The sequence below is a fragment of the Pseudoalteromonas sp. ABV4_021 genome (assembly GCF_056159365.1).
Map to the genome: position 1 here is coordinate 2,050,378 of NZ_JBSWVB010000001.1, position 26,101 is coordinate 2,076,478.

16 protein-coding genes and 1 other RNA gene are annotated in these 26,101 nt (G+C 42.1%); 4 read left to right on the forward strand and 13 right to left on the reverse strand.

Annotation, left to right across the window (positions count from 1 at the left end; translation table 11 throughout):
- Positions 1-28: 28 nt before the first annotated feature.
- Positions 29-817 carry an RMD1 family protein gene (locus ACXAFE_RS09605; protein WP_475151768.1) on the reverse strand — a complete coding sequence of 263 codons (789 nt, stop codon included), beginning with the start codon at positions 815-817 and terminating at the stop codon, positions 29-31.
- 221 nt (positions 818-1,038) lie between these two features.
- Between ACXAFE_RS09605 and speA the strand changes: the two genes are divergently transcribed.
- The gene (speA, locus tag ACXAFE_RS09610) at positions 1,039-2,952 is read left to right on the forward strand and encodes a biosynthetic arginine decarboxylase (protein WP_475151771.1); all 1,914 of its coding nucleotides are present in this window, start codon (positions 1,039-1,041) and stop codon (positions 2,950-2,952) included.
- A 3-nt stretch (positions 2,953-2,955) separates the two neighbouring features.
- Positions 2,956-3,885, forward strand: a complete 930-nt coding sequence (speB, locus tag ACXAFE_RS09615) for an agmatinase (protein ID WP_475151772.1) — start codon at positions 2,956-2,958, stop codon at positions 3,883-3,885.
- 73 nt (positions 3,886-3,958) lie between these two features.
- On the opposite strand, the gene ACXAFE_RS09620 is transcribed toward speB, so the two are convergent.
- The 8 genes from ACXAFE_RS09620 to ACXAFE_RS09655 form a co-directional block, all read right to left on the reverse strand.
- Entirely contained in the window at positions 3,959-4,342 is a 384-nt protein-coding gene (locus tag ACXAFE_RS09620) for a DUF1842 domain-containing protein (protein WP_100913786.1), read from the reverse strand.
- 230 nt (positions 4,343-4,572) lie between these two features.
- Entirely contained in the window at positions 4,573-5,400 is an 828-nt protein-coding gene (locus ACXAFE_RS09625; protein ID WP_475151774.1) for a DUF4124 domain-containing protein, read from the reverse strand.
- A gap of 76 nt (positions 5,401-5,476) precedes the next feature.
- Positions 5,477-5,707 (reverse strand): TIGR02647 family protein, encoded by a 231-nt coding sequence (locus tag ACXAFE_RS09630; protein WP_054980885.1) that lies wholly within the window; start codon positions 5,705-5,707, stop codon positions 5,477-5,479.
- A gap of 121 nt (positions 5,708-5,828) precedes the next feature.
- Positions 5,829-6,980, reverse strand: coding sequence for a cell division protein ZapE (gene zapE, locus ACXAFE_RS09635; protein ID WP_475151778.1), 1,152 nt, complete (start codon positions 6,978-6,980; stop codon positions 5,829-5,831).
- A gap of 21 nt (positions 6,981-7,001) precedes the next feature.
- Positions 7,002-8,168, reverse strand: coding sequence for an FAD-dependent oxidoreductase (locus ACXAFE_RS09640; protein WP_475151779.1), 1,167 nt, complete (start codon positions 8,166-8,168; stop codon positions 7,002-7,004).
- Positions 8,168-9,340, reverse strand: a complete 1,173-nt coding sequence (gene ubiH / locus ACXAFE_RS09645) for a 2-octaprenyl-6-methoxyphenyl hydroxylase (RefSeq protein ID WP_475151780.1) — start codon at positions 9,338-9,340, stop codon at positions 8,168-8,170. Before ubiH ends, ACXAFE_RS09640 begins: the two co-directional genes overlap by 1 nt.
- Positions 9,341-9,356: 16 nt before the next feature.
- The gene (gene pepP, locus ACXAFE_RS09650) at positions 9,357-10,676 is read right to left on the reverse strand and encodes a Xaa-Pro aminopeptidase (RefSeq protein WP_475151782.1); all 1,320 of its coding nucleotides are present in this window, start codon (positions 10,674-10,676) and stop codon (positions 9,357-9,359) included.
- A 15-nt stretch (positions 10,677-10,691) separates the two neighbouring features.
- Positions 10,692-11,252, reverse strand: a complete 561-nt coding sequence (locus ACXAFE_RS09655) for a UPF0149 family protein (RefSeq protein WP_010559630.1) — start codon at positions 11,250-11,252, stop codon at positions 10,692-10,694.
- Positions 11,253-11,428: 176 nt separating this feature from the next.
- Between ACXAFE_RS09655 and ssrS the strand changes: the two genes are divergently transcribed.
- Positions 11,429-11,611, forward strand: a non-coding RNA gene (gene ssrS / locus ACXAFE_RS09660) — 6S RNA.
- A 144-nt stretch (positions 11,612-11,755) separates the two neighbouring features.
- Complete coding sequence (locus tag ACXAFE_RS09665; RefSeq protein ID WP_475151783.1) at positions 11,756-16,678, forward strand: ImpA family metalloprotease; 4,923 nt, start codon at positions 11,756-11,758, stop codon at positions 16,676-16,678.
- Positions 16,679-16,786: 108 nt separating this feature from the next.
- On the opposite strand, the gene ACXAFE_RS09670 is transcribed toward ACXAFE_RS09665, so the two are convergent.
- From ACXAFE_RS09670 to ACXAFE_RS09685, 4 genes are all read right to left on the reverse strand, one after another.
- On the reverse strand, positions 16,787-19,522 hold the full coding sequence (locus ACXAFE_RS09670; RefSeq protein ID WP_475151785.1) for a TonB-dependent receptor plug domain-containing protein: 2,736 nt from the start codon (positions 19,520-19,522) through the stop codon (positions 16,787-16,789).
- Between the two features lie 437 nt (positions 19,523-19,959).
- A complete protein-coding gene (locus ACXAFE_RS09675) occupies positions 19,960-23,073 on the reverse strand; it encodes an efflux RND transporter permease subunit (RefSeq protein WP_475151787.1) in 3,114 nt (1,037 codons plus the stop codon).
- Positions 23,070-24,374: an efflux RND transporter periplasmic adaptor subunit gene (locus ACXAFE_RS09680; protein ID WP_475151788.1), complete on the reverse strand. Its 1,305-nt coding sequence runs from the start codon at positions 24,372-24,374 to the stop codon at positions 23,070-23,072. The genes ACXAFE_RS09675 and ACXAFE_RS09680 overlap by 4 nt, the downstream gene beginning before the upstream one ends.
- A complete protein-coding gene (locus tag ACXAFE_RS09685) occupies positions 24,364-25,779 on the reverse strand; it encodes an efflux transporter outer membrane subunit (protein WP_475151789.1) in 1,416 nt (471 codons plus the stop codon). Before ACXAFE_RS09685 ends, ACXAFE_RS09680 begins: the two co-directional genes overlap by 11 nt.
- Positions 25,780-26,101: the final 322 nt, after the last annotated feature.

The following is a 26,101-nucleotide window of genomic DNA, read 5'->3' on the forward strand; positions in this document are numbered from 1 at the left end:
TTGTTGCTTTTAAAATTTAAGCACAGGCTTAAAAGAAATAAATCGCGATATCGACAGCAATTAAAATAATAATCACCCACTCTAAAAACGCAGAATGCTTGTGGTTTTGCTCGGTTCTTAGCATGTCGACCAAGTTGTGAATGGTGTCGAGCTTCTTTTGCAAAATATGTATACGTGGCAATAAATCTAAATATTTGCTGAGCTGCTGATAAACCCCTTCTAAATTTGGGTTATCCCAAAAGAACTCGGGGGTATCGAGCAAGTTAAAGTGCAAATTAATATCGGTGCTGGTTTTAAACAAGGTACCACGTAACTTTGCTAATTCTTTTCGTGTTAAAGGCACCTTGCCAGTTTGCGCAAGCTGCTGAGATAAATATGCATTTTCGCTAATTACCGCTTGAGCTTGCTCTTCAAAAAACTCAAGCTTCGCCGACTGTGCTAGCGCATGACTAAGCGCCAACTTAGTCATATCATCTGAGTTATCTAAAAATAGGCAATCATTTTTAATGTAAAACTCACTGCTTTCGCTTTCACAATATATGTAATGATCAATACTTGGGCGCTTAAGCGGTGCAATAATTACATCATCTAACTGTTGTATTAACTGCTCAAGCTCGAAAGGCGTAAAATCCCAACACACCAAAACCGCATAATCAAATAACCAAGCTTGTTTTGTTTCAAGCCTAATACCATAGGCATCGCGAATTTTGATTACATTTGGCTGTGCTAAAAAATTCTCATCCACTTTTAGTGTATCAAGCGAATGTCCTAAAAAGCTTATCGTTAGCCGATGTTCGTTGTGCGCTAGTTCACGCATGTAGTCGCTCCGAGTAAAACCAGTTAACCGCAATTCTGGGTCACCAATTTGCTTTTGGTTTATAGCCTGTAACTCGTTAAAAATAAATTATTTTAATGCGCTTTTTCAAAACATAATAATTGTCGATACGACAAAAATTTTGTGTTGGACTTCACCCCCCTATTCCATTTAAATGCGCGCACTTTTTGGTCTTATGACCGATTTATTTTTTAAGGGTAGAAATGAAAGAAACCACTGCAATTGAACATGTTCGTGCAAGCTACAATGTACCGCATTGGAGCCAAGGTTATTATGGCATTAATGACCAAGGCGAAATTACTGTGTCACCAAATATGGCGAAACCAATGCATGCAGTAAGTTTGTCTAAAATTGCCGAACAAATTCAACAGCAAGGGTTATCGTTACCAGCGCTTGTGCGATTTCCGCAAATTTTACACCACCGCGTACATAGTTTATGCAATGCCTTTAACGCGGCAATTGAAAGCTATGATTACAGCAACAACTACTTATTGGTTTATCCAATTAAAGTAAACCAGCAACGCGAAGTGGTGGAAGAAATTTTAGCAAGCCAAGCGAGCCAATCGGTAAAGCAATTAGGTTTAGAAGCTGGCAGTAAAGCTGAGCTACTTGCTGTACTTGCGATGGCACAAAAAGTCAGCTCTGTGATTGTGTGTAACGGTTATAAAGACCGTGAATACATTCGCTTAGCACTTATCGGCGAAAAGCTTGGTCACAAAGTTAATATTGTGCTTGAGAAACGTTCTGAACTTGAAATGGTGCTTGAAGAAGCACACAAACTTGGCGTAAGCCCACGCTTAGGTGTGCGCGTACGTTTAGCATCGCAAGGTAAAGGCAAGTGGCAAGCAAGCGGTGGTGAAAAATCAAAGTTTGGTTTATCTGCATCACAAGTATTAAGCGTATTAGCTGAACTTAAATCGCACAAAATGGAAAGCGCACTACAACTCGTTCACTTTCACTTAGGTTCACAAATGGCGAACATTCGCGATGTGCGCACAGGTGTCAGTGAAGCAGCACGTTTTTACTGTGAATTGCGCCGTTTAGGTGCAAATTTAGCCTGTATGGATGTAGGTGGTGGTTTAGCTATTGATTACGACGGCACGCGCAGTCAATCGAGCAATTCTATGAATTACTCGCTTGCTGAATATGCAAATAACATCGTCTACACCATTGGTGACATGTGTAAACAATATGAGCAGCCGATGCCGATGATTATTTCAGAGTCAGGCCGCGCCTTAACAGCGCATCACGCGGTACTTATTACCAATGTGATTGGCACTGAATCGTATCAGGTTGAAGAATTGCCAGCGCTTGAGAGCGATGCACCACTACTTTTACAAAACATGTGGCGTTCGTGGTTACAACTTAATAACCGTGTTGATGACAGGGCGTTAATTGAGATTTATCACGATTGTATAAGTGATTTAGCGGAAGTACATAGTCAGTTTGCAATGGGGCTTTTAAGTCTAGAGCAACGCGCATGGGCAGAGCAAATTACACTGCGTATTAACTACGAGTTACAGCAGTTAATGGATGGCAAAAACCGTTTTCATCGGCCAATTATGGACAAGTTAAACGAGCGATTAGCGGATAAATTCTTTGTTAATTTTTCGTTGTTTCAATCGCTACCTGATGCATGGGGCATTGATCAAGTGTTTCCAGTGTTACCGCTTTCTGGTTTAGAAACTATGCCAGACCGCCGTGCAGTGCTACTTGATATTACCTGTGACTCAGATGGCACAATCGACCAGTACGTCGATGGCCAAGGTATTGAAACCACCTTGCCAGTGCCAAATTGGCAGGCCGATTCACCTTACTTGTTAGGCTTTTTCTTAGTGGGCGCTTATCAAGAGATTTTAGGTGATATGCACAACCTATTTGGTGACACTCACAGTGTGGTAGTCAATGTAAATGAAGATGGCAACAGCGAAATTGTTGAAATTAACGAAGGCGACAGCGTAGAAGATATGCTGCGTTATGTGCACTTAGATGCAGAAGAATTCAGACACGCATTTGCTCAATTAGCGAATAGTAAATTACCTGAGCACGAGCGCAGCGCAGTTCTTGCTGAGCTAGATGCGGGTTTAAAAGGCTACACCTACTTGGAAGATATTTAACCTATGGTTAAGGTTTTTGAAAAACACAACGGCATGCTTTTTGGCAACGGCGCAACTTTTATGCGCCAGCCATTAGTTAACGACCCAACATCAAGTGATGCTGATGTGGTTGTACTTGGCTTGCCATTTGATATGGCAACTTCTGGTCGCTCTGGTGCCCGCATGGGCCCAGATGCGATGCGCCGCGCATCTGTTAATCTTGCATGGGAAGAAACCCGTTACCCTTGGCCATTTACACTAAACGACCATTGTACTGTAATTGATGCAGGCGACTTGGTGTTTGCACCGGGCGATAGCGAAGGTTTTACACAACAAGTAGAAGATGCAGCCACACAACTTTTAGAACAAGGTAAAAGCCTTTTAAGTTTTGGTGGCGATCACTTTGTTACTTTGCCATTACTGCGCGCCCATGCAAAAAGTTTTGGCAAAATGGCGTTAGTGCATTTTGATGCGCACACAGATACCTATGCTAATGGCAGTCAGTATGATCATGGCACTATGTTTTACCATGCTCCAAACGAGGGACTCATCGACAAAAACAGTTCGGTGCAAGTGGGTATTCGCACTAATTACACCCAAGCTGAGCATGGCTTTAAAGTGATTGATGGCGCTGAAAGTAATGCACTATCGGCACACACGATTGCCGAGATGATAAAACACTCAGTGGGTGAGCTACCTGTCTATCTAACATTTGATATTGACGCCCTTGACCCTGCGTTTGCACCAGGTACGGGCACACCAGTATGTGGTGGCTTAACCACCGACAAAGCGCTCAATATTCTTCGCGAATTAAAAGGGCTGAATATTGTAGGAATGGATGTGGTAGAAGTTGCTCCCGCTTACGATAACAGTGAAATAACCGCACTTGCAGGCGCCACCATTGCGCTCGAAATGCTGCATCTGTGGACATATAAACATAAGCTTGGCAATTAACCTCGTTTATATTTTGGCACCCAACAAAAAGCCTGTGTTTTCACAGGCTTTTTTTTAGGGTTTTCAAGCCCTATTAATCAATCATAGATACCTGACATGCATAGGTATTATCACCAACAGAGAAACTGCCTGTACCGCTCCAGTTATTATCAACAGAGAGCGATGCGGTGAAATTAGTTTGATAGCTGCCAATCGCAGGTGGTGGGAATGATACAACAGCGTTACCGGTTAATGCCGCCACTTTTGTACTTGTGCCTAAGCCTGTTGCATGCAAATGCCCTGAACCACTTCCTGTAAAGCTTGGCGAATGCTGCGTGCCTTCTAAAATATGTCCTTCTGCTGCACCGTTAATTGTACCTGTGCTTGGATTAACGGCAAGCTGTAACACCATAGATCCTGCACCTAGTGCTTCGGGTTTAAATTGCAGTTTTACCAAATATAAACTTGAATCAGCCATGTTAAGTTCCTCTTTAATGAATTGGCTAAGCAACCTGAATTCAGGTTAAGCAATGTTTGATTGAACAGTTATCAACCATCAAAAAGGCTAGTTTACGTAGCTATATTTGGTTATCACATCTTATAACATGCCAAAAACAAAGGATTTGAAAAAACAAATAGCCATTCAAAATCAATTACTTAGCTAGGTAGAAATTAATTCAAGATTGTCAAAAGGTAGTATAACGGTATTTATTGTTCTCCATCACCGTTAAAATTCTGCGAGGATGATTTTGGCGCTTTATTCTTTTGTGCTCGTAGCAGTGTATTATCTTTTGCCAACGCATCGATTTTTACTTGATATTGCTTGTTAATTGCGGCCATTTCTTGCGCCAGCGATTGCTGCAGTTTGGCGCCAGCAATATTGCTTTTGGCTTGCCCAGATTGATTTTTTAAGGCTGCTAACTCGTCATTCATTTCACGCTGTAAACGCTTTATTTGCGCATTATTGTTCGCTATTTTTCGCTCTACCGCGCGCTGTTCAACATAACTGCCAATGCGATTTAATTCTTGCTCGTGTGAGTTACCGCTAAAACCGCTACTTTGACTACTGCTATTAAGCTTATTTAGCTCCTTTTGCAAACGCTCTAAATTACCTTGCTCTAACTCAATAGACGACTTGTAACGTTCTGTAATGGCATTCATTTCAAGTGCTAACGCTTCTGAACGAGTGGCACCATAAAGGTTATTTGCAGTACGCACTGTCATGTTTTTAACCTCGCTTATCTCGGCATCCATGTCTTTTTGTAGCTTTTTAATACGCGCTTTCACTTTATCTATCTCGCGCTTTAACTGACGAGATTTAACATAGTTATCGGTCGAATCGGTATTTTGCTTCGCTCCCGACTGCGGGCGCTTTTTGATTACTTGTGGACTGACTTCGATTTTCTCGTATTTATCACTGCATGGGGTATCGCTAAACGTTAGTACACCATCAATTTCGCACTTATAAATTGCACTATAAGACGCAAAACTACTCAACAAACAAACAGATAAAAGGGGAAATTTAAGATTAAACATAACAGTCCTTATTTAACGTAGCCTGTCTAGATTACACCAATCTAGACAGGTTTTGGACTGTTTATTTTGCGCGGTATTATTTTAGTGCGTTGGTTAAATGTAACGCGTGTTGTTGTAGTTCATGGCCTAACTCGGTTAGATAGCCACCATCTACTTGATCAATAATGCCACGATCAAATAAACGTTTTGCCGAGGCCTGCATACTTTCTGGCGCATCATGATGAATTTTAAGACCTTGCATCGCACTCGCTGTAGGAAATTTTAAAAGTAATTCTAAATCGGTGATTTGTTCTGTCGCTAGGCTCATTGTGTTTCCTTTTTTATTATTGGTTCCGTTACACAGTATAGATAAGCTTTTTAAAATTGCTTGATCTTGCTCATGTAAAACACTGAATTTTCAATAATACTTTGTTTACACAGTATTTTGTTTAAGGTTTGTACTGAAAACGCGCAAGCTGCATTTCATTCAAACGACTTAGTGTACGCCTAAATGCAAACGCCAAAATGCCTTGCGTATATAGTTCATCTAAAGGCACATCGGCATTAATGTAAAGTGGAATTGAACGGTCATAGCACTCATCAACTAACGCGATAAAACGGCGCACGCCATCGTCTTTTCGCGACAGCATTGGCAATTCACGATCGCCAGCAGCAACGCGTACCGCACCATCTTCCGTGCCCCGCGCTATTTGCTTAGTAACCGACTGACATGAAAGTTGCGGTACCTTGTCTAAAAATATGGCCTTAAACGAATCACATAAAGCAATAAAATCGACCGCAGCTAATGGTTGTTCGCATAACGCACTGTAATCACACAAAAGCAATTTCTCGCTGCGCTTATGTATTGGAATTTGTAGATGACCTAACTCAAACGGTGTGGTTATCATTTGCTGCTGGTCCAGTGCTAAAAACGTATTGGTAAAACTCGTTTCTAATGCGCTTGCTTGATTGACCCAATAGCGACAAAATTGTTCACCTGGGTGTAAGCGATGATCTTGTCCACCATCAACACTTAACACCTGCATATGTTGTTTTAACGCATTAATGGCAGGAAGCAACCTTTCACGATTAAAACCATTTTCATAAAGCGCATTAGGGTGCTGATTAGAGGTGGCCACCAGCACTAAACCTTGGTCAAAAAACGCCTGTACCAAACCACTTAATAAAATTGCATCGCCAATATCGCTAACAAAAAACTCATCAAAACACAGTACATCAACTTCATTTGCCAGTTCACTTGCAAGCACATTAAGCGGGTTTTCACGACCCGTTAATTGAAATAAGCGTTGATGTACCCAGCGCATAAAGTGATGAAAATGCTGGCGCTTTGCAGGCACAGTTAATGCGTTGAAAAAACTGTCCATCAACCAGGTTTTACCACGGCCAACAGGGCCATACAAATAAACGCCTGTCACAGCTTTTTGCTTATTTTCCAGCGCTAAATAACAGTCTTGCAGCGCAGCGACAGCAACCGCTTGCGCCGCATCATGTTTAAAACCCTTGGCTAACGCGTTATTGTATGTATCGAGAGGTCCGATGGCTGTTTGAGAGATAGACATAAGTGCAAGGATTTGGCGCATTATGCGCCAAACTGGGAAGCGTTATTGCAGTGCTTTTTCAGCAAACAAGTGCTTTATTGGTTTAGCGGCATCAACCAGATTTAATCCAATGCCACGGATCAGCTTTTTAACTGGGTTGCTGCCTTCAAACAGCTCTTTTAAACCCTGCATCATTGCAATATGCGTTTGTGCATCGGCTTTTCGTGCCATTTCGTATTGACGCAATAGTTTGCCACTGGCAAATACATTACTTTGGTCATCTGCAACTAACTGTAGTAATTTTGCTACATCTTTTAAGCCCAAATTCATGCCAAGGCCAGCTAGCGGGTGAATGGTATGTGCCGCATCCCCCATTAAAATTACGCGATTTTCGACCCACTTTCTTGCATAGCGCATTTTAAGTGGAAAACTCAGTCGTTGGCTATTTACACAACATAAACCTAGTTCACTATCAAATGCAGCAGTAAGTGCTTTATTAAATTCACCCTCTTCCATTGCCACTAGTTGTTTGGCATGTTCCGGCGAAGTAGACCACACAATTGAGTGGGTATTTTGCTCAGGTAATGGCAAGAATGCGAGCGGGCCTGTAGGTAAAAACACTTGGCGCGCTGTATTTACGTGTGGAGCTTGGCTTGTTACGGTTGCCACTATTGCGTGATGGTCATAATCCCAAAACGTAATTGGCATTTTAAATTGGCTGCGAATTGCTGAATTTGCGCCATCGCACGCAATTAACAGCTCTGCCATAACCGGCTCACCAGAAGCAAGGGTAACCAATACTTGCTCATCGGTTTGATGAATGCTGCTATACGGTGTTTCGAACAAAATTTCTAAATTGTCGTTTTTTTCACATTGAGCAATCAGCGCCTGACGGATCACTTCGTTTTCGACAATATGACCAAGCTCAGATAAATCGAGTTCGTTACTGGCAAAGTGAATGCGACCAATTGAATCTTTATCGCGTACATCCATATTTGTATAAGCAGCTAAGCGCTGTGCTTGAATGCCCTGCCAGATCCCTAGCTTTTCAAAAAGTGCTTGGCTTGCTTTACTAATCGCGCTGACTCGTAAACCAAATTCGTCGCTATCTACCTGAGCTGGCTTGCCTGCATCAATCAATAACACCTTTTTGCCAAGATTAGCTAAGCCTAGCGCTGCGCTTAACCCAATGCAGCCACCACCAACAACAATTGCTTGAACCTGTTTCACTAACCTACATTCCCCATCAGTTGTTTTGCTAGTGGCGCTTTTACACGTTTACACTTGGCCATAGCGGTTAAAACAAGACTGCGCGTTAATGCAAACGCACGGTTATCATTAGAAAATCCTCTAACGAGAGCATCAGTTAACCACAACACAGTGTCAACATCTTGATTTCGCTCAACTTGATATCGATTAAGCAAACTTACATCGCCAATATCTTGTTTTGCTGCAAGTGCTTCAGTCACGAGCTTTTCAAGTAATATCACATCGCGCAAACCAAGGTTAAAGCCTTGACCTGCAATAGGATGAACAAGATGAGCAGCATTACCTAAAATCGCAACGCGATGATGCATTAAACGCTCGGGCTTGCCCACTTTAAGAGGATACGCTGCGCGCATACCCACTTTAGTGAAAAGTCCCGCTCGATAGCCAAATGATGTCTGTAATTGTGCTATAAATTCGTCATCTGGCAGTGCTAATAAGGTCTCTTGCTGTTCTGGTTTAACACACCACACCAATGAAAAACGATTTTTCGTCATTGGCAATAGTGCCATTGGGCCTGTTTCTGTAAAACGTTCGAATGCTTTATTGTGGTGACCGTCTGCCACCTCAATATTGGCAATCAGTGCCACTTGGTCATAATCAAGGGTTTCGGTATGAATGTGCAATGGCGCCAATGTTTTAGAATGCGCGCCATCTGCCACCAGCATTAATTTTGTGCTGATCTCAGCGCCTGATTCAAGCGTGAGGTCAACTTTATCTGCGTATTGTTGGTAAGTACTTACCTTGTCTGGGCAGTAAAGTTCTATGCCTTGTGATGCCATCTTTTTATGTAATTGTTGGCCCCATGGTCTTACCTCAACCACATAACCAAGCGCTGGTACGTGATATTCTGCGCTCGATATTTGGGTTTTACCAAAATGGCCGCGATCAGATACTAATACATCGTTTATTGCGGCAGTAAAGTCATTATTGGCATCTAACAAATTAAGTGCCGATAAATATTTAAATGACTCGCTTGCCAATGCAATACTGCGCTCGTCAAAGCTTGGTTGACTTTCATCAGTTGCAACAAACGCTTCTATCACGGCGATAGTTAACTTTGGATTGCGCAATTTTAAGCTAAGGGCTGCGCACGCACCAGTTAAACCACCGCCTACAATTACAATATCGAACATAGCTTTATACCTGAGGTTACTGAGCCATTATTGCTTCAATTTCGTCAATCGCTTTTGGCACACTTGCTGTGAGGTTTTGATGACCTTGCTCTGTAACGACCACATCATCTTCAATGCGAATACCAATACCGCGGTACTTCTCTGGTGCGTCGCTATCGTTAGCAATATATAAACCCGGTTCAATCGTCAGTACCATGCCTGGCGCAAATGGGCGGTCTTGGTCGTCTAATTTATATTCACCGACATCGTGTACATCTAACCCTAACCAATGGCCTAAGCCATGCATGTAGTAATCTTTGTATTTTTCGTTTGCAATCAGGCTTTCAACATCGCCATTTAAAATACCTAAATCAACCAATCCTTGCGTTAAAATACGCACCACAACATCAGCAGTTTGTTTTAGCGTATTGCCTGGTTTTACCATTTCAAGTGCCGCTAGCTGCGCTTTTAAGACTAAGTCATATACTTCTCGCTGCGCGTTGCTAAACTTGCCATTTACTGGGAAGGTACGGGTAATATCTGCTGCATAGCCATTTAGCTCACAACCAGAATCAATTAGCACTAAATCACCATCATTAAGTACATCGCTGTTTTCGGTGTAGTGTAAAATATTTGCGTTATCGCCGCCGCCAACAATAGTGCCATACGCTGGGTGACGCGCACCATTCATTGCATAATGGTGATGAAGTTCAGCTTCTAATTGGTACTCAGTGGCGCCCGCTTTAGCAAATTGCATTGCACGGATATGGCCTTGTGCACTGATTTCACCTGCTTTAGCCATAATTGCAAGCTCTGCGTCTGATTTAAACAAACGCATTTCATGCAAGGTGCTGCGAATATCACTAATCACCGTTGGTGCTTTCCAGCCACGCTTTGGCGCACCGCGTAATGTGCTTAACAGCGACCACACTTTGTCATCGAATTCTTTGTAAGTGCCTTGTGCGTAATAAAGTGTTTGTTTACCAGACACTAAATCAATCAAGCTGTCGTCAAGTTCTGCTAATGTGAATGCATTATCAAAACCGTAGTCTTGTTTTGCTTTTTCAGCGCCGATACGACGACCACACCAAATTTCTGCTAATTTATCTTTCTCGCGACAAAATAAGTGCGACTCTGCCGTTTCGCCTTTTACCAGTACGAGCACAGCATCAGGCTCTGGAAATTGCGTTAAATAGAAAAAATCACTGTCTTGGCGAAACGCAAATTCCGTATCACGACTACGTGTTATTTCAACAGCGGCAGGAATAATCGCAACCGAGTTATCTGCCATTGCATCAAGTAATTTACTGCGACGCGCATTTACTTCTTCAACTGAAATTGAAAGTGGATGTGTCATATTACTTCCTACTGCTTAGTGAATGGTGGTGTTAACTGCGGCGTTTTGTTGTTCAATTTTGCCTAGTTCAGCAAAACATAAATGCACCGAAATACGCACATATTCAACTACTTCATGAAACGCTTGTTTATCTTCTTCGCTTTCATCAAAGGTTGTATCCATTTGGTTAATCTCGGTAAAGTCGTGAATAACTTCTTTTACCTCTGCGGATAACTTGCCGTAATCTTTTTGTTTTAAGCCAAAACCAAGTAAAAAGCCTGACACCCATGATACTAAAGCGTTTGCTCTGTCATGTAGCGATTCATCTTCGTCTGGTAGGTACAACTCAAATTGCAGTTCTCGATTGTCTAGCGTGCTGCGAATTTGACTATAAAAGCCTACTAATAACTTTTTCAGATCGCCAGAAAATGCAATGCCGTCATTAAACACATCGCTTAAAATTGTTAGGTATTCTTTATCTTCAATATCAATGCCGCAAGCAAGTAAGCCGGTAATAACGCCGTGTACTTCGCTTGGCATAATAAACAGTTCATTTTGTTCGAGAGTAACTTGAGTTGCTTGATAATCTTGTGACATAACGCGCTATTTGAGTTGCTGTAGTTCAATGATAATGCTAACACTGACGCCCTATTCACGCCATTGTTTTAGACAACAGTGTTGAAAACACACACAATTTGAATACTTTTGCTGCACTTGATCAAACAATCTTAGATTTGCACTAGTTATCTCTGCAATATTTCTTATAATAAAGATGTTCCCTCGAGTGTTGGAGAAAGGTTACGTCCCTGAGCCGATAAACTTTTCTTAGGAACTCAGTTCAGATTACTATTGCGCAAGCTCGGCATGTACCGAGAAGCCTACGGTAACTAACTGCGCTCCGCCTTGAGCCTTAGGGTTCAAGGGCTGACACCTGATACCGCACTTTTGGGAACACCTTTCTTTGCTTTATGTTTCCCTTCCTACCTTAAGCTAACTTTTTGATCCATAGCTTAAATAACCAACTTTTTGGTTATACCCCTGTTATTGCACAAATGTTAGAGTTAAAACTCAACTTAAATGCAAAATTAACAACAATAACAATGAAAAACATCAGTGCAATTTTCCTTGCTATTGCCTCTCTTACGTTATCGGGCTGTGGTGGTGGCGATAGCAGCGAAGAGAATACGCAAATAGTACTCAACACTCCTCCTACACTAACTGGCGAGCCAGACAATGCCTTTATTGGCAAAATGTTCGAGTTTAAACCAACGGTTAGCGATAAAGACAACGACGTTGTTTCAATAAGTGCGAACAATTTGCCCAGTTGGTTGACGCTTTCAAACAACATACTTACAGGCACACCTGCCGCGACGGATTTAGGAAGTGCTACATTCGAATTGATTGCGTCAGATGGCAAAGGCTCATCGACTTATACCTACAGCCTTCAAGTCATTGACTCACAAGAAACCAATACAGCGCCTGTTGTGTCGGGTCAGATCCCAAGTGCTTATGCTGGTAAAGCATTTAGTTTTACGCCTACCATTTACGATAAAGAAAACGACGTTCTTACCTTTACAATTGAAAATGCACCAACTTGGGCTGAATTTGACCTGCAAACAGCTAGGTTAAGCGGCACGCCTAGTGTGCAGGATGTTGGCACTCATCGAAATGTAGTACTCAATGTGCATGATGGTGTTAACCACGTCGCTTTTAATTTTGATATTAAAGTACAAAGCAATACAGGTATGAATACGCCACCAAGCATCAAAGTCAGTGACCAAACTGCAATTGTTGATAGCGCGTTTTCTTATACGCCTATTATCAGCGATGCGCAAAATGATACGCTTGCCATGGCAATAAACAATGCTCCGAGTTGGCTCAACTTCAATAACGCGACTGGCCAAGTAACAGGTACACCCGCAGCTAGTGATTTAGGCATCTATAAAGATATAAAAATCACAATTTCTGACGGTGAATACAGCGTAAGTGATACCTTTGATATCAGAGTATCGGATAGCAACGATACCAATACAGCGCCTGAAATTTCAGGTACGCCGCCAAACGCATATGAAAATAAAGCATATACATTTGTGCTTTCTGTTACCGATAAAGAAAACGATATACTCACTTTTGAGGTTAATAATCTTCCAACATGGCTTTCGTTTGATGAGTCAAACACCACTTTTAATGGCACCCCATCAGGCGACAATGTTGGACAACACAATAATATCAACCTAACTGTAAGTGACGGCAAGCTACAAAGCGAAATAACCTTTTCGATTACTGTATTAGCCGCCGAACCTACAAATACCGCACCTGTTATATCAGGCACACCAACGAATGCACAAGCTAATTATCCTTACTCGTTTATTCCAACCGCAAGTGATGCTGATGGTGACACTTTACGCTTTAGTGTAAGTAATCTGCCAAGCTGGGCTGCGTTTAATACTATAACAGGTGAAATCTACGGAACGCCGCATGAACAAAGCGTTGGTACCTATAATGATATTGTAATTACCGTTAATGACAGCAAAGACACTGCGAGTATAACTGTGAGCATTACGGTTGATGCGGCGCCAATTATCAATAACCCACCAGAAATTTCAGGTACACCATCTAATGCGCTAGTAAACACTGCTTACTCATTTATTCCCACCGCAAGTGATGCTGATGGAGACACGTTACGCTTTAGTGTAAGTAATCTGCCAAGCTGGGCTGCGTTTAATACTATAACCGGTGAAATCTACGGAACGCCGCACGAACAAAGCGTTGGTACCTATAACAATATTGTAATTACCGTTAATGACGGCAAAGATACTGCAAGTATAACCGTGAGCATTACCGTTGATGCGGCGCCAATTATCAATAACCCACCAGAGATTTCAGGTACGCCATCGAATGCGGTTGTAAACACCGCTTACGAGTTTACTCCAACCGCGAAAGACAGTGATGGGGACAGTCTTAACTTTAGCGTGAAAAACTTACCCAACTGGCTAAGTTTCGATAATAAAACGGGTCGTCTATTTGGTACGCCAACTCAGGATAACGTGGCAACGTATTCTAATATTTCAATTAGCGTTTCTGACAGTAAGGCTGAAGCTACACTCATTATCGAGATAACTGTTGAAGCAATTAACAATCTGCCTGTACTGCTCACAACAACAGCTAAAACACGAGCGGCTGAGGCATTTAGCCTAGAGCTAGACGTTAAAGACGATGATAACGATACAATCACAATTACCCCGGTTAGTTTACCAACATGGCTTTCGTTTAATCAAAATACTAAGACACTTACGGGCAGTGCGAGTGATGACAGTGTTGGCTCACAGCAATTAACGTTTAGCTTATCTGATGGTAAAGAAAGTAATACTCAATCACTCACTTTAGAAGTTGAAAAGAGCTGGCTGACAATTGCCATTGAAACCGGCAATGCTTTGGTTGTTAAGGATAGTGATACCATCTTAAATGCCGCGATTAACGAGTTATCGTCACATCAGGCGCGTTTTAACACGATTAAATCACAATTGTTTAAACAAAACGCACAAGGTGGCGTGCTAACCGCGATTGATTGGGACCCAACGCATGACGCTGCGATTTTACAAGGCCAATACCCGTTTAACGATACTGTGCTTTACACCACCAACTCAAATCAATCTGGCGGGCCAGATAGAACATTACCTATCGCCATTGCCGGCAGTAAAACTGAAAACACAGGCAGATACCTAGCATATGGTGGCAACCCATTTAGAAACACGGTAAACGATCAAATGCTAACCTTTATGACCAATGCATTTGATTGGCTTACGCAAACATCCACAACCACTAAAAGCCAATTTAATGTAGTGCTAACTCAGCTTGATGAAAGCTACTGGTTTAGAGACCGCAGTTTAACGCGCGCGTGGCTTGATAATAACTACAGCAATGTTTCCTACAACCAAGCGGGTGATTGTGATGGCAGCAAACTGGCTCAGTGTGTTGCTGCTAAGCCCGATGTGATTATTATTTCTCGTATGGTACGTGATGGTGATGACAAACAAGCCATTTTAGATGCAGTTAGCTCGGCACTTGAACAAGATATCCCTGTAATATACATCCAATACGATGGTGGTATCGGCGATCATGGCCGTAAGCTGTTACAACTGCTAAATATTAGCCATCAAAATGATAATTATTGGTGGAAGCTTTACTTGGACGACTTTAATCCAAATACCGTATTTAATACCTTGCCAAGCGATATGGTGGCAATAAATACCCTGCTAAATAATTTTAAAGCGGGTAACTTTAATGTCGATTTATCAAATTGTGAAACGCGCAGTTGCCCTGCAGAATCTAATACTCAAAGCGAATTTTTTGCCGGTGCCGATGCTGTTAAAGCAATGTTTAACGGGTTTGATAGTGAAAAACGGAATATTTTTACAAGTGCTGACTATCGTTTAAATAAATTGCTGATTTTATTGGCTGATCATTATCGCCAAACAGTTAGTTTTCCGATGGATAAAATCACTACTGATACCACCTCATTTTTTAAATCTTTGTATGCCGATTACGCGGTTTACAATGTACGAGATATCAACCCTATTCAGCCAGATATGGGTAACTTTAGTCGCTCTGATTTCAGTCACATTACCCCAGAGCATGCTTCAGTTACGCTAACTGCAAAACCGTACTTTCGCTCTGCTGGGGTGTACGCTATTCCTGGGCAAAGCTTTACCGTAACACGTACCGACAACCAAGATGTATCAACCCACGTGTTTATTAATACGCTGCGTACAGGCGCAACGCATATATTTAATGAAAATAAATACAACCGACCTTATTTACTGCAAACGCAAAAAATTGAAGTAAAACCCAACGAATCAGTCACATTAACATCCAGCTATGGTGGGCCAATTCAAATTGCATTTAATAAAAAAGATGTGGATGTAAGCTTTAGCTTTACCCACATTGGGCGTCACCCGCATTGGCGTAACAAAGCTGACGATGCCATTTTTGCAGAGCGTATGGCAAGTGGCGATTATGACTGGGCAGAAATTGCGACGCCCGGCTTTGAGGTGCATTCAAAACTGACTAAATTAGAAGCCTCGCTAGCAGGCAGCATCTGGCCTGTGGCATCTGATTTTGCCAATGCAACATCTCGCTATACTCATAACTTAGTACATGTGCTTGCAGGTTTTAAAGGACCTGGAATTGATGTAGAACCAGAAATACACGACTTTGTAACCGCTCGTGGTTTGGATGTTGATACCATCGACATAGTGAAGCATATGAATGCCGATCAACCCACTTGTGGCTGGGGTTGTAGCGGTAACCCGTATGATGCAGGTTGGAACTTTAGCCCTACGGGTCACGGTGACTTACACGAACTTGGCCATGGCATAGAACGTGGTAGCATGCGCTTTGAAGGCTATGGCGGTCACTCAAATACCAACTTTTATTCGTACTTTAGTAAATCAGTATACGAAGATGAAACAGGTGAGTCTGCAAGTTGCCAAAGCTTACCTTTTAAAGCGCTATTTAATACGCTGCAGCAGAGCAAGCTTGATGTCGACCCTGTCGCTTATATGCAAGCTAACTTAACGAAAAGCTGGTCTGAGCATCATGCTATTTACATGCAGCTTATGATGGCTGCACAAGCACAAAACACGCTAAATAACGGCTGGTTTGTTTACCCACGCTTGCATATTTGGGAGCGGGAATTTTATCGAGCTGATGATTCAGATAGCGCGTGGGAAAGTAAAAAAGTAGGCTTGGGCTTTGCCAATTACACCCGAGCGGAAGTTGCCAGTATTGCGCGCAACGATTGGCTGTATATTTCATTGAGCCACATTACGCAGCTTGATTTAACCAAGTGGTTTACCATGTACGGATTCACCGTATCAGATAAAGCGCAAACACAGGTAAAATCGAATGGTTTTAACGAACTAGCAGAAGTATTTTACATAAGTGACGGTACAGGTTATTGCTCGAGTTTAAATCAACCTGAATTACCGGTTGATGGCACACAAACATGGCCACATAACTAACCACTCCACCCTTTTACAACAGCAACAACAAAAAAAGCCCAGTTATTATAACTGGGCTTTCGCTAACTAACTCCAGGGAAATTAAGAGAGTTAATAATTAGGTTGATGTTAGAAACGCTGTGTATAGTTCAACGTAAATACGCGACCACGTACATCATAAAGAGATAACACAGGTTCACGCGGTGAACTAGTTTCGCGTGGTGTATCTTCATCAAGTACATTTAACGCAGCAATTGACACAGTTGCATCCCACGGCGCGTTATAAGTGTACGTTAAGTTGTGGCCAGTAAACGAATCCAGCTCATTGGTAACTTGCTTTTCACCGTTGTCATCAACATACGCATTTTCTTGTGCAGAAATGTAGTATGAGTAAAGGTTTACAGCATGATCGCCAAGTGACCAAGTGATGTTCGCGTTTATTCTATCTTGTGGACGGTAAACATCACCCAGTTCGTCTTCACCAAGCTCTACACCACCTTCTTCATTAATAAAGCTGGTTTTGTACGCCACCATGTGCGACCAATTTAAGTCAAAATCAAGTGCGCCTGCAGCTTCAAAGTCAAACTTACCTGTCAGTGTCATATCAAGACCTGCACTTTCGCGTAGACCAGCGTTTGCTAATGGGCTAATAATTTCAGAAACATTGTCACCACGGTAAAGAATATCAACACCTGGTAAACGCGCTGAAATTGGTACGTTTTGGCCTTCAGTTTCCCAAATTTGAATTTGCATAATTTGCAGTAATTCATGGTCAATCGTATCTACACGGCCTTCTACATCAAGCGTCCAGTAATCTGCTGAAAGTGACCAACCGTCTGAGAACTGCCAAACCACACCTAAGTTCGTATTATCTGATTCTTCTGGCTCTAAGTCTGGGTTACCACCTGAACTTGCCCAGTAAGATGTACGATATTCACAATCGCCAATACTAATGCCATCTTGATAACAACCAATAAAATCCACTTCGTTTTCAGCATAACCGCGCACTACATCGCTGTATAAATCGGTTAATAATGGTGCTTGGAAACCACTACCTATTGATGCGCGAAGTAATAGGCTATCGATTGGACGGTAACTAATATTTGCTTGAGGGTTAAATGTGCCACCAAAGTCGCTGTAATCATCATAACGAGCGGCTAGTTTCACTTCCATGCCTTCAATAACAGGAATAGCAACCTCAGTAAATGCTGCAGAAACAGTACGTGAACCAACGCCTCCGCTACCGCCGTTACCGCCACTTACGTTACCCGCTTCAGCCTGACCATCGATTTTGCTGTAGTAAGTTTCACGGGTATGTGATGCACCAACATAAGTTGACAGTGCACCTGCCGGTAATTCTACGATATCAAATTGTAAACCACCGCGAACGGCTGTTTGTGTTGCACGTCGAAACTTATCAAAGTTTGCTGATACGGATGCTGGTGGACGAGATTCAGGATCACGAGGATCCCAACCTTGCCATACACCGTCGTCATCAAAGCTACCTACTGAACCTGAAAGCTGTGGCGTACTTGTGTAATTTGTGCCCCAAGTAAATGCATCGTAGCGCGCATAGTTAGCACTTAAATCCCAGTAAACATCACCAAAGTTACCGTCAAAACCTACTGCTAAATCCAGCGAGTTGTCATTGTGATCTGCAGTACGGTCGCCCGCTGAATTCATACGGTAGCCAAACCAACCGCCCGCTTCTACTGGCGTTAAGTTAAGTGTTGTACCATCTGATGTGGTAATTGTGCGTGCAGGTAATGCGTCATTTACTGGGAACCATGCAGGATCACCTGCCGAAACATCGACTGTGTTTTGGTTCATCCACATACCGCGAACAAACATGCTTGTATCTTCAGTTAATGAATAAGTGAAGTTAGCCATTACAGAGTCACGACGCGTTTCTGGTAAAACTTGTGCCGCTTGCGTCCAGTCGTAACCACAAATTGAGTAGCTCTCATCAGATAAACGCGTTAATGGACCGATAAATGTACCAGAACCTTGGCCGTTATATACATCACAGTTATTTTCTTGGTTTAGCGATTGCGTTACCCAACCGTTACTCCATTGCTCTAATGCGCGACCTGTTGGGCTAATACCATGCCAGTTATCAAGATAACGTGGATCTAACCCTTCCTCTTTAAGTTGCGCTTTAGCATAAGGTAAGTCAGCGTAAAGAACTTGCTCTTCTTTATAGTGCTCCCAAGCAAATACAAACGATGTTTTATCTGACGAACCGCCCGCTGTAAACGTATAACGCTGCGAATCGCCGCTATCGATTGTATCTGGCGTTTCAAGTTTTGCTGAGAACTCAGCACCTTCATAATCGCGTTTTAAAATTACGTTAATTACACCCGCGACAGCATCTGAACCGTAAACTGCCGACGCACCATCCGTTAAAATATCAATGCGCTGAATTGCCGCAGTTGGGATCATATTTAAGTTTGCAGAGCCGCCCGTAACTGGTGATTTAGTCAATCGAACACCATCAATTAAAACCAACGTTTGACGAGGATCGGCACCACGCAGTGCAACTTGCGCTTGCGAGCTCCATCCATTATTTGATGCGCCACCAAATGAGCCAAAACTGTTTAGTGTTGAGTTACGTAAAACATCACTTACTGTTGAAAAGCCCGATAATTCCATATCGGCCGCAGTAATTGAAATAACCGGTGATGCCCCTTCCATATCAACGCGTTTAATACGCGAACCAGTAATTGCAATACGTTCTACTTGTTCTGCTGCTGCATCTTCTTCGGCAGCCATAAGTGCTGGTGCACCAAGAAGAAGTGAAGAAATCGTGAAAGGCAACAATGCCTTTTTAAAGCCCGTTTGAGAACCCCATTTATTTGTTTTCATTATTTTACTCGCCATTTATAAAAATAATTTACGTACGTGTTACTGATGTGAGAGTTCGTAACACGTGCTAATTTATATAAAATATATTGTATACTTTCTACATAAATTAATACTTTTTTACACTTTTGTATACAAAATATTAATAAGAGGTTTGTTGATTGGACTGCAATAGTATTTTTAATACTTATTTATCAGTGAGATAGAAAAAGGCATGTGATTAAATGTAATCACAAAATATTTTTATAAAAATAATAAAAAAGGAGCCTAAGCTCCTTTTTACAAATGACGTTTTTGATTAGCGAACCTATTGCATCAGGAACATCAACAGATTTAGTACCAACCAAATATGCGCAAAGTTCTCAAATATAGCCATTCGAATGCGATAAATTTAAGTACACTCAGTACGCTATATTTAGGGCACTAGAGTAACTCGCTACTTAAGCCGTTTGCTGATTTGTCTCTGTTAGTTTTGCATATCCCGTCTTTAACTTCTCAACAATTAAGTAATTTACTGGCACCAGAATTAGCGTAATTAACGTGGCAAAAATGATACCGAAGCCAAGTGATACGGCCATTGGAATTAAAAACTGCGCTTGAGTTTGCTGTTCAAACAATAACGGCATTAAGCCACAGAACGTAGTAATACTTGTAAGCATTACGGGTCTAAAGCGCGATACACCTGCAGTTAATACGGCTTCCATAAGATCATGACCATCGTTTCGTCGTTTATTAATATAATCAACCAACACCAAGGAGTCGTTAACCACTACGCCAATTAACGCAAGCATACCGAGTAAACTCATAATGGTTAATTCCATTGCCATGATCCAATGGCCTAGCACCGCACCAATCATGCCAAAAGGAATTACACTCATTACAATAAGCGGTTGAATATACGATTTAAAAGGTATCGCTAACAGCGCATAAATGACAAAAAATACGAAGATTAGTGCCCACCCAAGCGAACTAAATGACTCGCGCTGCTCTTTTGCTTCACCCTCCAGTGAATGACGCACACCAGGATACTTTGCAACTAAGCCATCTAAAAAGTCTTTTAGCTCTGCCTGCAACACGGTCATATTCGTATTGGCTTTTTCAATATCCGCGGTGATATTTACCGTACGGAAACGGTCAATACGATAAATGCTTGATGGGCTTTTACCCGGAGTTAATGTTGCCACATGATTTAACGGTACTTGACCACCGCTTGGCGTATCAATCAGCAACGCATTTAATGTAGTAAGTGAACTGCGCTCACTGAGTGGTAAACGCACCATGACGCGCACATCGTCTCTACCGCGTTGAATACGCTGTACTTGAACACCAAAAAATGCATTTCGTACATGACGTGTTACATCTGTACGTGTTAAACCCAGCGCTTTACCCTGCGCGGTAAGCTCTAATTGTAACTCTTGCTTACCATCACTTAGGCTATCTGCGATGTCAAAAACGGTAGGGTACGTTGCCAAATGCTTTTTAACTTGGTCGGCCACTTCCTGCAAAGTAGTCAGTGACATGCCCGTTAGTTGCACATCTATTGGATCGCTTGAACGACCAATTTCGGCTCTAAATGTTAGCGTTTCGGCTCCTGGAATTTGCCCTATTAAACCGCGCCATTCGGATACTAATTCGCGCGAGCCAATATCAAGAGCACGAGATTCCGGTGGCGTTATTTCAAAACGCACGCCACCTGTATTTGTTGCCCCACCGCGCCCGCCAGTGGTAGCTAATACATTTATAATAACACTCTCACCGGTATCGGGATCACGATACTTTTCTCGCAATACCTCTGCTTTATCAGCCATTAAGTCAATGTATTTTGCAGTCACGTTAAAAGGCGTACCTGTTGGTAAAGTGAGGTTTGCACGCACGGTTTCACTCGGGATTCTCGGAAAGAAAATAAATTTAGTCCAGCCGCTCATAATCAATGACAAGATAATAAAAAATACCGCCACAAATACAGATAATGTGATGCCCTTATTACTCACCGCTTTATTTAGAAGAGGACGATAGTATTTAAAAATTTTACGTTCAAAGCCATCAGCAAAGTTCTGTTGGAACTGACTAAACTTGCTTACCTGCCCTTTTTCCTTACGCAACTTTAAGTACTTAAGGTGAGCCGGTAATACAAATTTAGATTCCACCAACGACATTAGCAGAACAGGGATCACAACTACTGGAATTTGCGCAAATAAAGCGCCGCGAGCCCCATCAATAAAAGCGAGCGGTAAAAACGCCGCTACTGTGGTTAAGATGCCAAACGTTACTGGCGTTGCAACTTCTTGCGTACCTTTTATGGCCGCTTCCTCTCCGGACTCAGAGCCATTTAAGTGAGTATAAACGTTCTCTCCGGTAACAATGGCATCATCGACCACAATACCGAGCACCAATATAAAGCCAAACAGACTCATAATATTGAGTGTGATGCCAAAAAGTGGCATCGCTAAAAATGCGCCCATAAATGACACAGGAATACCAATAAATACCCAAAACGCAATTGCGGGACGTAAGAATAAGGTCAATAAAGCAAGCACTAAAATGCCGCCTTGCATTGCATTTGAGGTTAATGTTGAAATACGGTTTTTAACGATAACAGAGTCATCATCCCAGTAACTTAGCTCGTACCCTGCCGGTAATTTGCCTTGCTGACTTTGAATATAATCTTTTACTTTATCAGCTACATCTATCGCACTTTGGTCGCCAATGCGATACACCTCAATAAACGCAGCTTGTTTACCATTAAAACGCGTGCGAACGGGTGACTCTTCAAAGCCATCTTGAATATTAGCCACATCAGATAAACGGATCAGTGAGCCATCTGGCAAGCTCTTTACAATAATACTTGCAAATTCATCTTTGTAATACGCTTGGCCTTTTGAGCGCAGTAAAATATCACCGCCACTTGAGCGTAAATTACCCGCCGAAATATCGGCACTTGAACGATCAATCGCATTGCTAATATCAGCAATGCTTAATTGATATTGGCGCAGTTTATCTTGGCTTATTTCGACCGCAATTTCATAGTTACGAACACCGTCCAGTTCAAGTTGGGTTACGCCCGGAATACGTAATAAATCATCGCGAACCTTTTCGGCAAATTCTCGTGTTTCTTTCTCTGAATAATTGCCCGAAACAGTCACGTTAATCACATCGCGTTTACGCTGGGCAAGTGATACTACTGGTTTTTCAGCATCACTTGGAAAGGTATTTATAGAATCTACGCGACTTTTAATGTCGGCCAACATATCGCGAGGGTCGTAACCTGAATCGACTTCGATGGTAACTGACGCCGAGCCCTCAGAAGAGCGACTGCGGATTTCTTTAATGCCTTCTAAATCCTGCACTGCTTCTTCGATGCGAATAGTAATGCCTTGCTCTACATCTTCCGGTGTTGCACCGCGCAACGACATATTCACGCTGATACGATCGGTTTCAAACGACGGGAACACTTCAAGCGGTAATTGTGTTGTTAGCGAAAACAGGCCACCGATTAAAATGCTGATCATCAACAAGTTTGCGGCAACATGATTGCGTGTAAACCAGGCGATCATAGTTCTTTCTCCTGTTCACGCATGGCTTTACGTTCAGCTTTTAATTGCTCCACGGTAATGCCGCGCTGTTTCGCGATTTCTTGTAACTTAGTTACGCGTTGCTCTGAGTCGCGTTGTTTTACTGGCGATTCACCAATAACAGCTACGCGCGTGCCACTACTTACTTGACCAAGCGGTGTCACTACCAAGCGGTCATTCGCCATTAAACCTGTCGCGACCAAACTCTCACTTTCGCCCTGCCAAGCAAGAGAGATATCTTTTCTTAGTAATTGATTTTCTTTATCCAATACATAAACGTAGCTACCTTGATATATCGCGTTATTTGGAATAACTAAGGCGTTTGAAATTTCACGACCTTTAATAGTAGCACTAACATATTGGCCAATTTTTACTGGATTTTGTCCAGATATCGGCGTTGAGTAAGGGTCTTCAATTTGAGCAACTACATAAAGTTGTTGTGACGCATCATTAATTGCCCCTTCCGTTCTCACTAAGGTGCCTTGCCATGTTTGCTCGCCAATTAAATCTGAATTAAACGTAACAAGGCTATTTTGATTGGTTTTTTCACCACTTTGATACACTTCTGGCAAATTTATAAAGGCTAAATCTTTATTATTAATCGGTAATCGAATTTCGACTTTATCGGTGGCGAAAATCTCGGCAAGTTGGGCATTGTTTGACACCACCTGACCAATATCAACATGCTTTTTAAGTACACGCCCAGAAAACGGCGCGACAATTTTTGTGCGCTCAAGTGCAAGCTGTGCTTTTTCAAGTTTTGCTTGCGCCGACAATACATTGGCTTGCTGCGCGGCTAATTGCGGTTTACGCAACACTAAATCACTGGGTGCATCGCCACTTCCTAAACGCTGCCAATCAGCCAGCGCTTGTTTTCCTCTTGCCTGCTCTTCAACTAACGCTTGCTTTGCCGATAATAAACTGGCCTCTGCAATTTTTACTTCAGCACGATAGTCGCGCTCATCAATGCTGAGTAACATTTGACCCTTTTCAAAAAAGCCACCATCGCGCAAGCTATCGCTGATAAAGCTGATTTCGCCTGACACTTGTGCCACCAAAATACTTTGCGTGCGCGGTTTTACAATACCATAGCTTGCCACCTGTACTCGGTAAGAACGCGGTTCAATAGTCTTTGCATCAACAATAAGCTGCGCTTGTTTAGCGCCACCAAAACGCTTTGCTGTAGGTGGATTTTTAAAAATAACACTGACGATAATGCCCGCCACAATCAAAATTACAACTGGCATTACAAAACGTGGGAATCGTATTTTATTAGTTGGCATTAGCGTTTTCCTTTAATTCTGCGACGTTAAAATCGCCACCGAGTGCAACATGTAAGTCAACACGGTTTGCTATCAGTAAATTTTTTATCGTTATTAAGCTACTTTGTGCGTCAAAAGAACGCTTCTGCGCATCAAGTACCGTGGTATAACTCACTAAACCTTTCAAGTACTGCTCAAATGATAAGGTTTCAGCAAGCTTAGCGTTATTTGCGGCAAGTAAGGTTGATTCGTACCTTTGCTGCAAATTGCGCTCTGCTGAAATGCCATTTTCAACACTTTGGAATGCCAAATAGAGGCTATCTAAATAGCTGAGTTCTTGTTTATTAAGTTCAAGCAATGCTTTTTCTTCGTTGGCTTGTAAGCGACCCGCGTTAAATAATGGCGCGGTAAGCGACCCTGCCAACGACCACGCAACATTGCCACCAGCCAGCAAATCACTGATATCACTGCTATCTGGTCCAACACTGCCGGTCAATTTTAAACTAGGAAAACGTTGTTTATGGGCATAAGCCAGTGCAGCATCTTTTGCCAGTAAACTGTACCAACTTGCAATAAGTGATGGCTTTCGAGTGATTAACTCTGACGGCATACCAAGTGGAATATCTGATGCTAATAGCGGAAGCTCAGCAGTCACCGAAAGTAAACCCGATGGGTAGTCACCTAGCAGCAACTCTAAATCCCTAATGCGCTCTACTTGCGTATTTTGCTGCGCAACTAAACGAGATTTTTCGTTGTTAAGTTCGTTACGTGTTAAGTACACATCCAGCGCGTCATTGAGTCCTTGGCGGTATCCCGACTCTATGATCTCTAAATTTTGTTGCGCAAGCACAAGGCGTTCGTTTAGAAGTGCAACTTGATTATTCGCCTCAATTACGGCAAACCAAGCTTTAACGACAGCAGCAACTAATGCTTGTTTTTGCGATAAGTAATCGGCCTCTAATGCCATCACATTTAAATTAGCATTTCGCTCTTTTGCCGATAATTTCCCCCAAACATCTAATTCATAAGATAAATTTAGGTCTAACCCATTACCATTGGAGTAGCTGTCTGTGGTTGGATTATAGCGGCGATTACTTGCAAGCGATAAATCAAGAGTTGGCCATAAATCACTACCAGTCACGATGAGTTGTTGTTTCGAAACGGCAATATCTAACGCCTTTTGCTGCAAACTGCGGTTATTCGCAAGTGCTTTTTCGACCAACTCAAACGCTTGCGTATTTTGCAATTCGTTCAACCAGTTATTTTTCACCGCCAAGTATTGGCTTTGCGCCTGCCATGCTTCGGGGGTATTTATGTTAGCCCGATAATCTGACGTTATTTTATTTGTTGTATTACAGCCAGCTAATGTTATCAGTAAACCTACAGCGAGACTTACTTTGAAAAGCGGCTTCAACCTGTTGCCCATGGTGTCTTCTCACTAGAGAATAAATATCTTCAATATCATAGTTTAATAATTGTCTAAGAAGTGTCTCAATAAACTTTACATAGACTTACATTCATTGCTAATACAGAAACACCTGCCAATAAGATCATTATGGCTAACCGTCAAAACTTAATAGAATACGTGAGAAGTAAATGGACGATTGAATTAGTCATCAATAGATAAAAGAGCTTAAAGTTATTTTGAAACAGTTACTTATAAAGGTATAAGTTAAAAAAATAAATAAAGGAACTTAGAATAAGTGGTGCCCAGCAATTGAGGCGGACAAAATTGTCAGGAACAATTT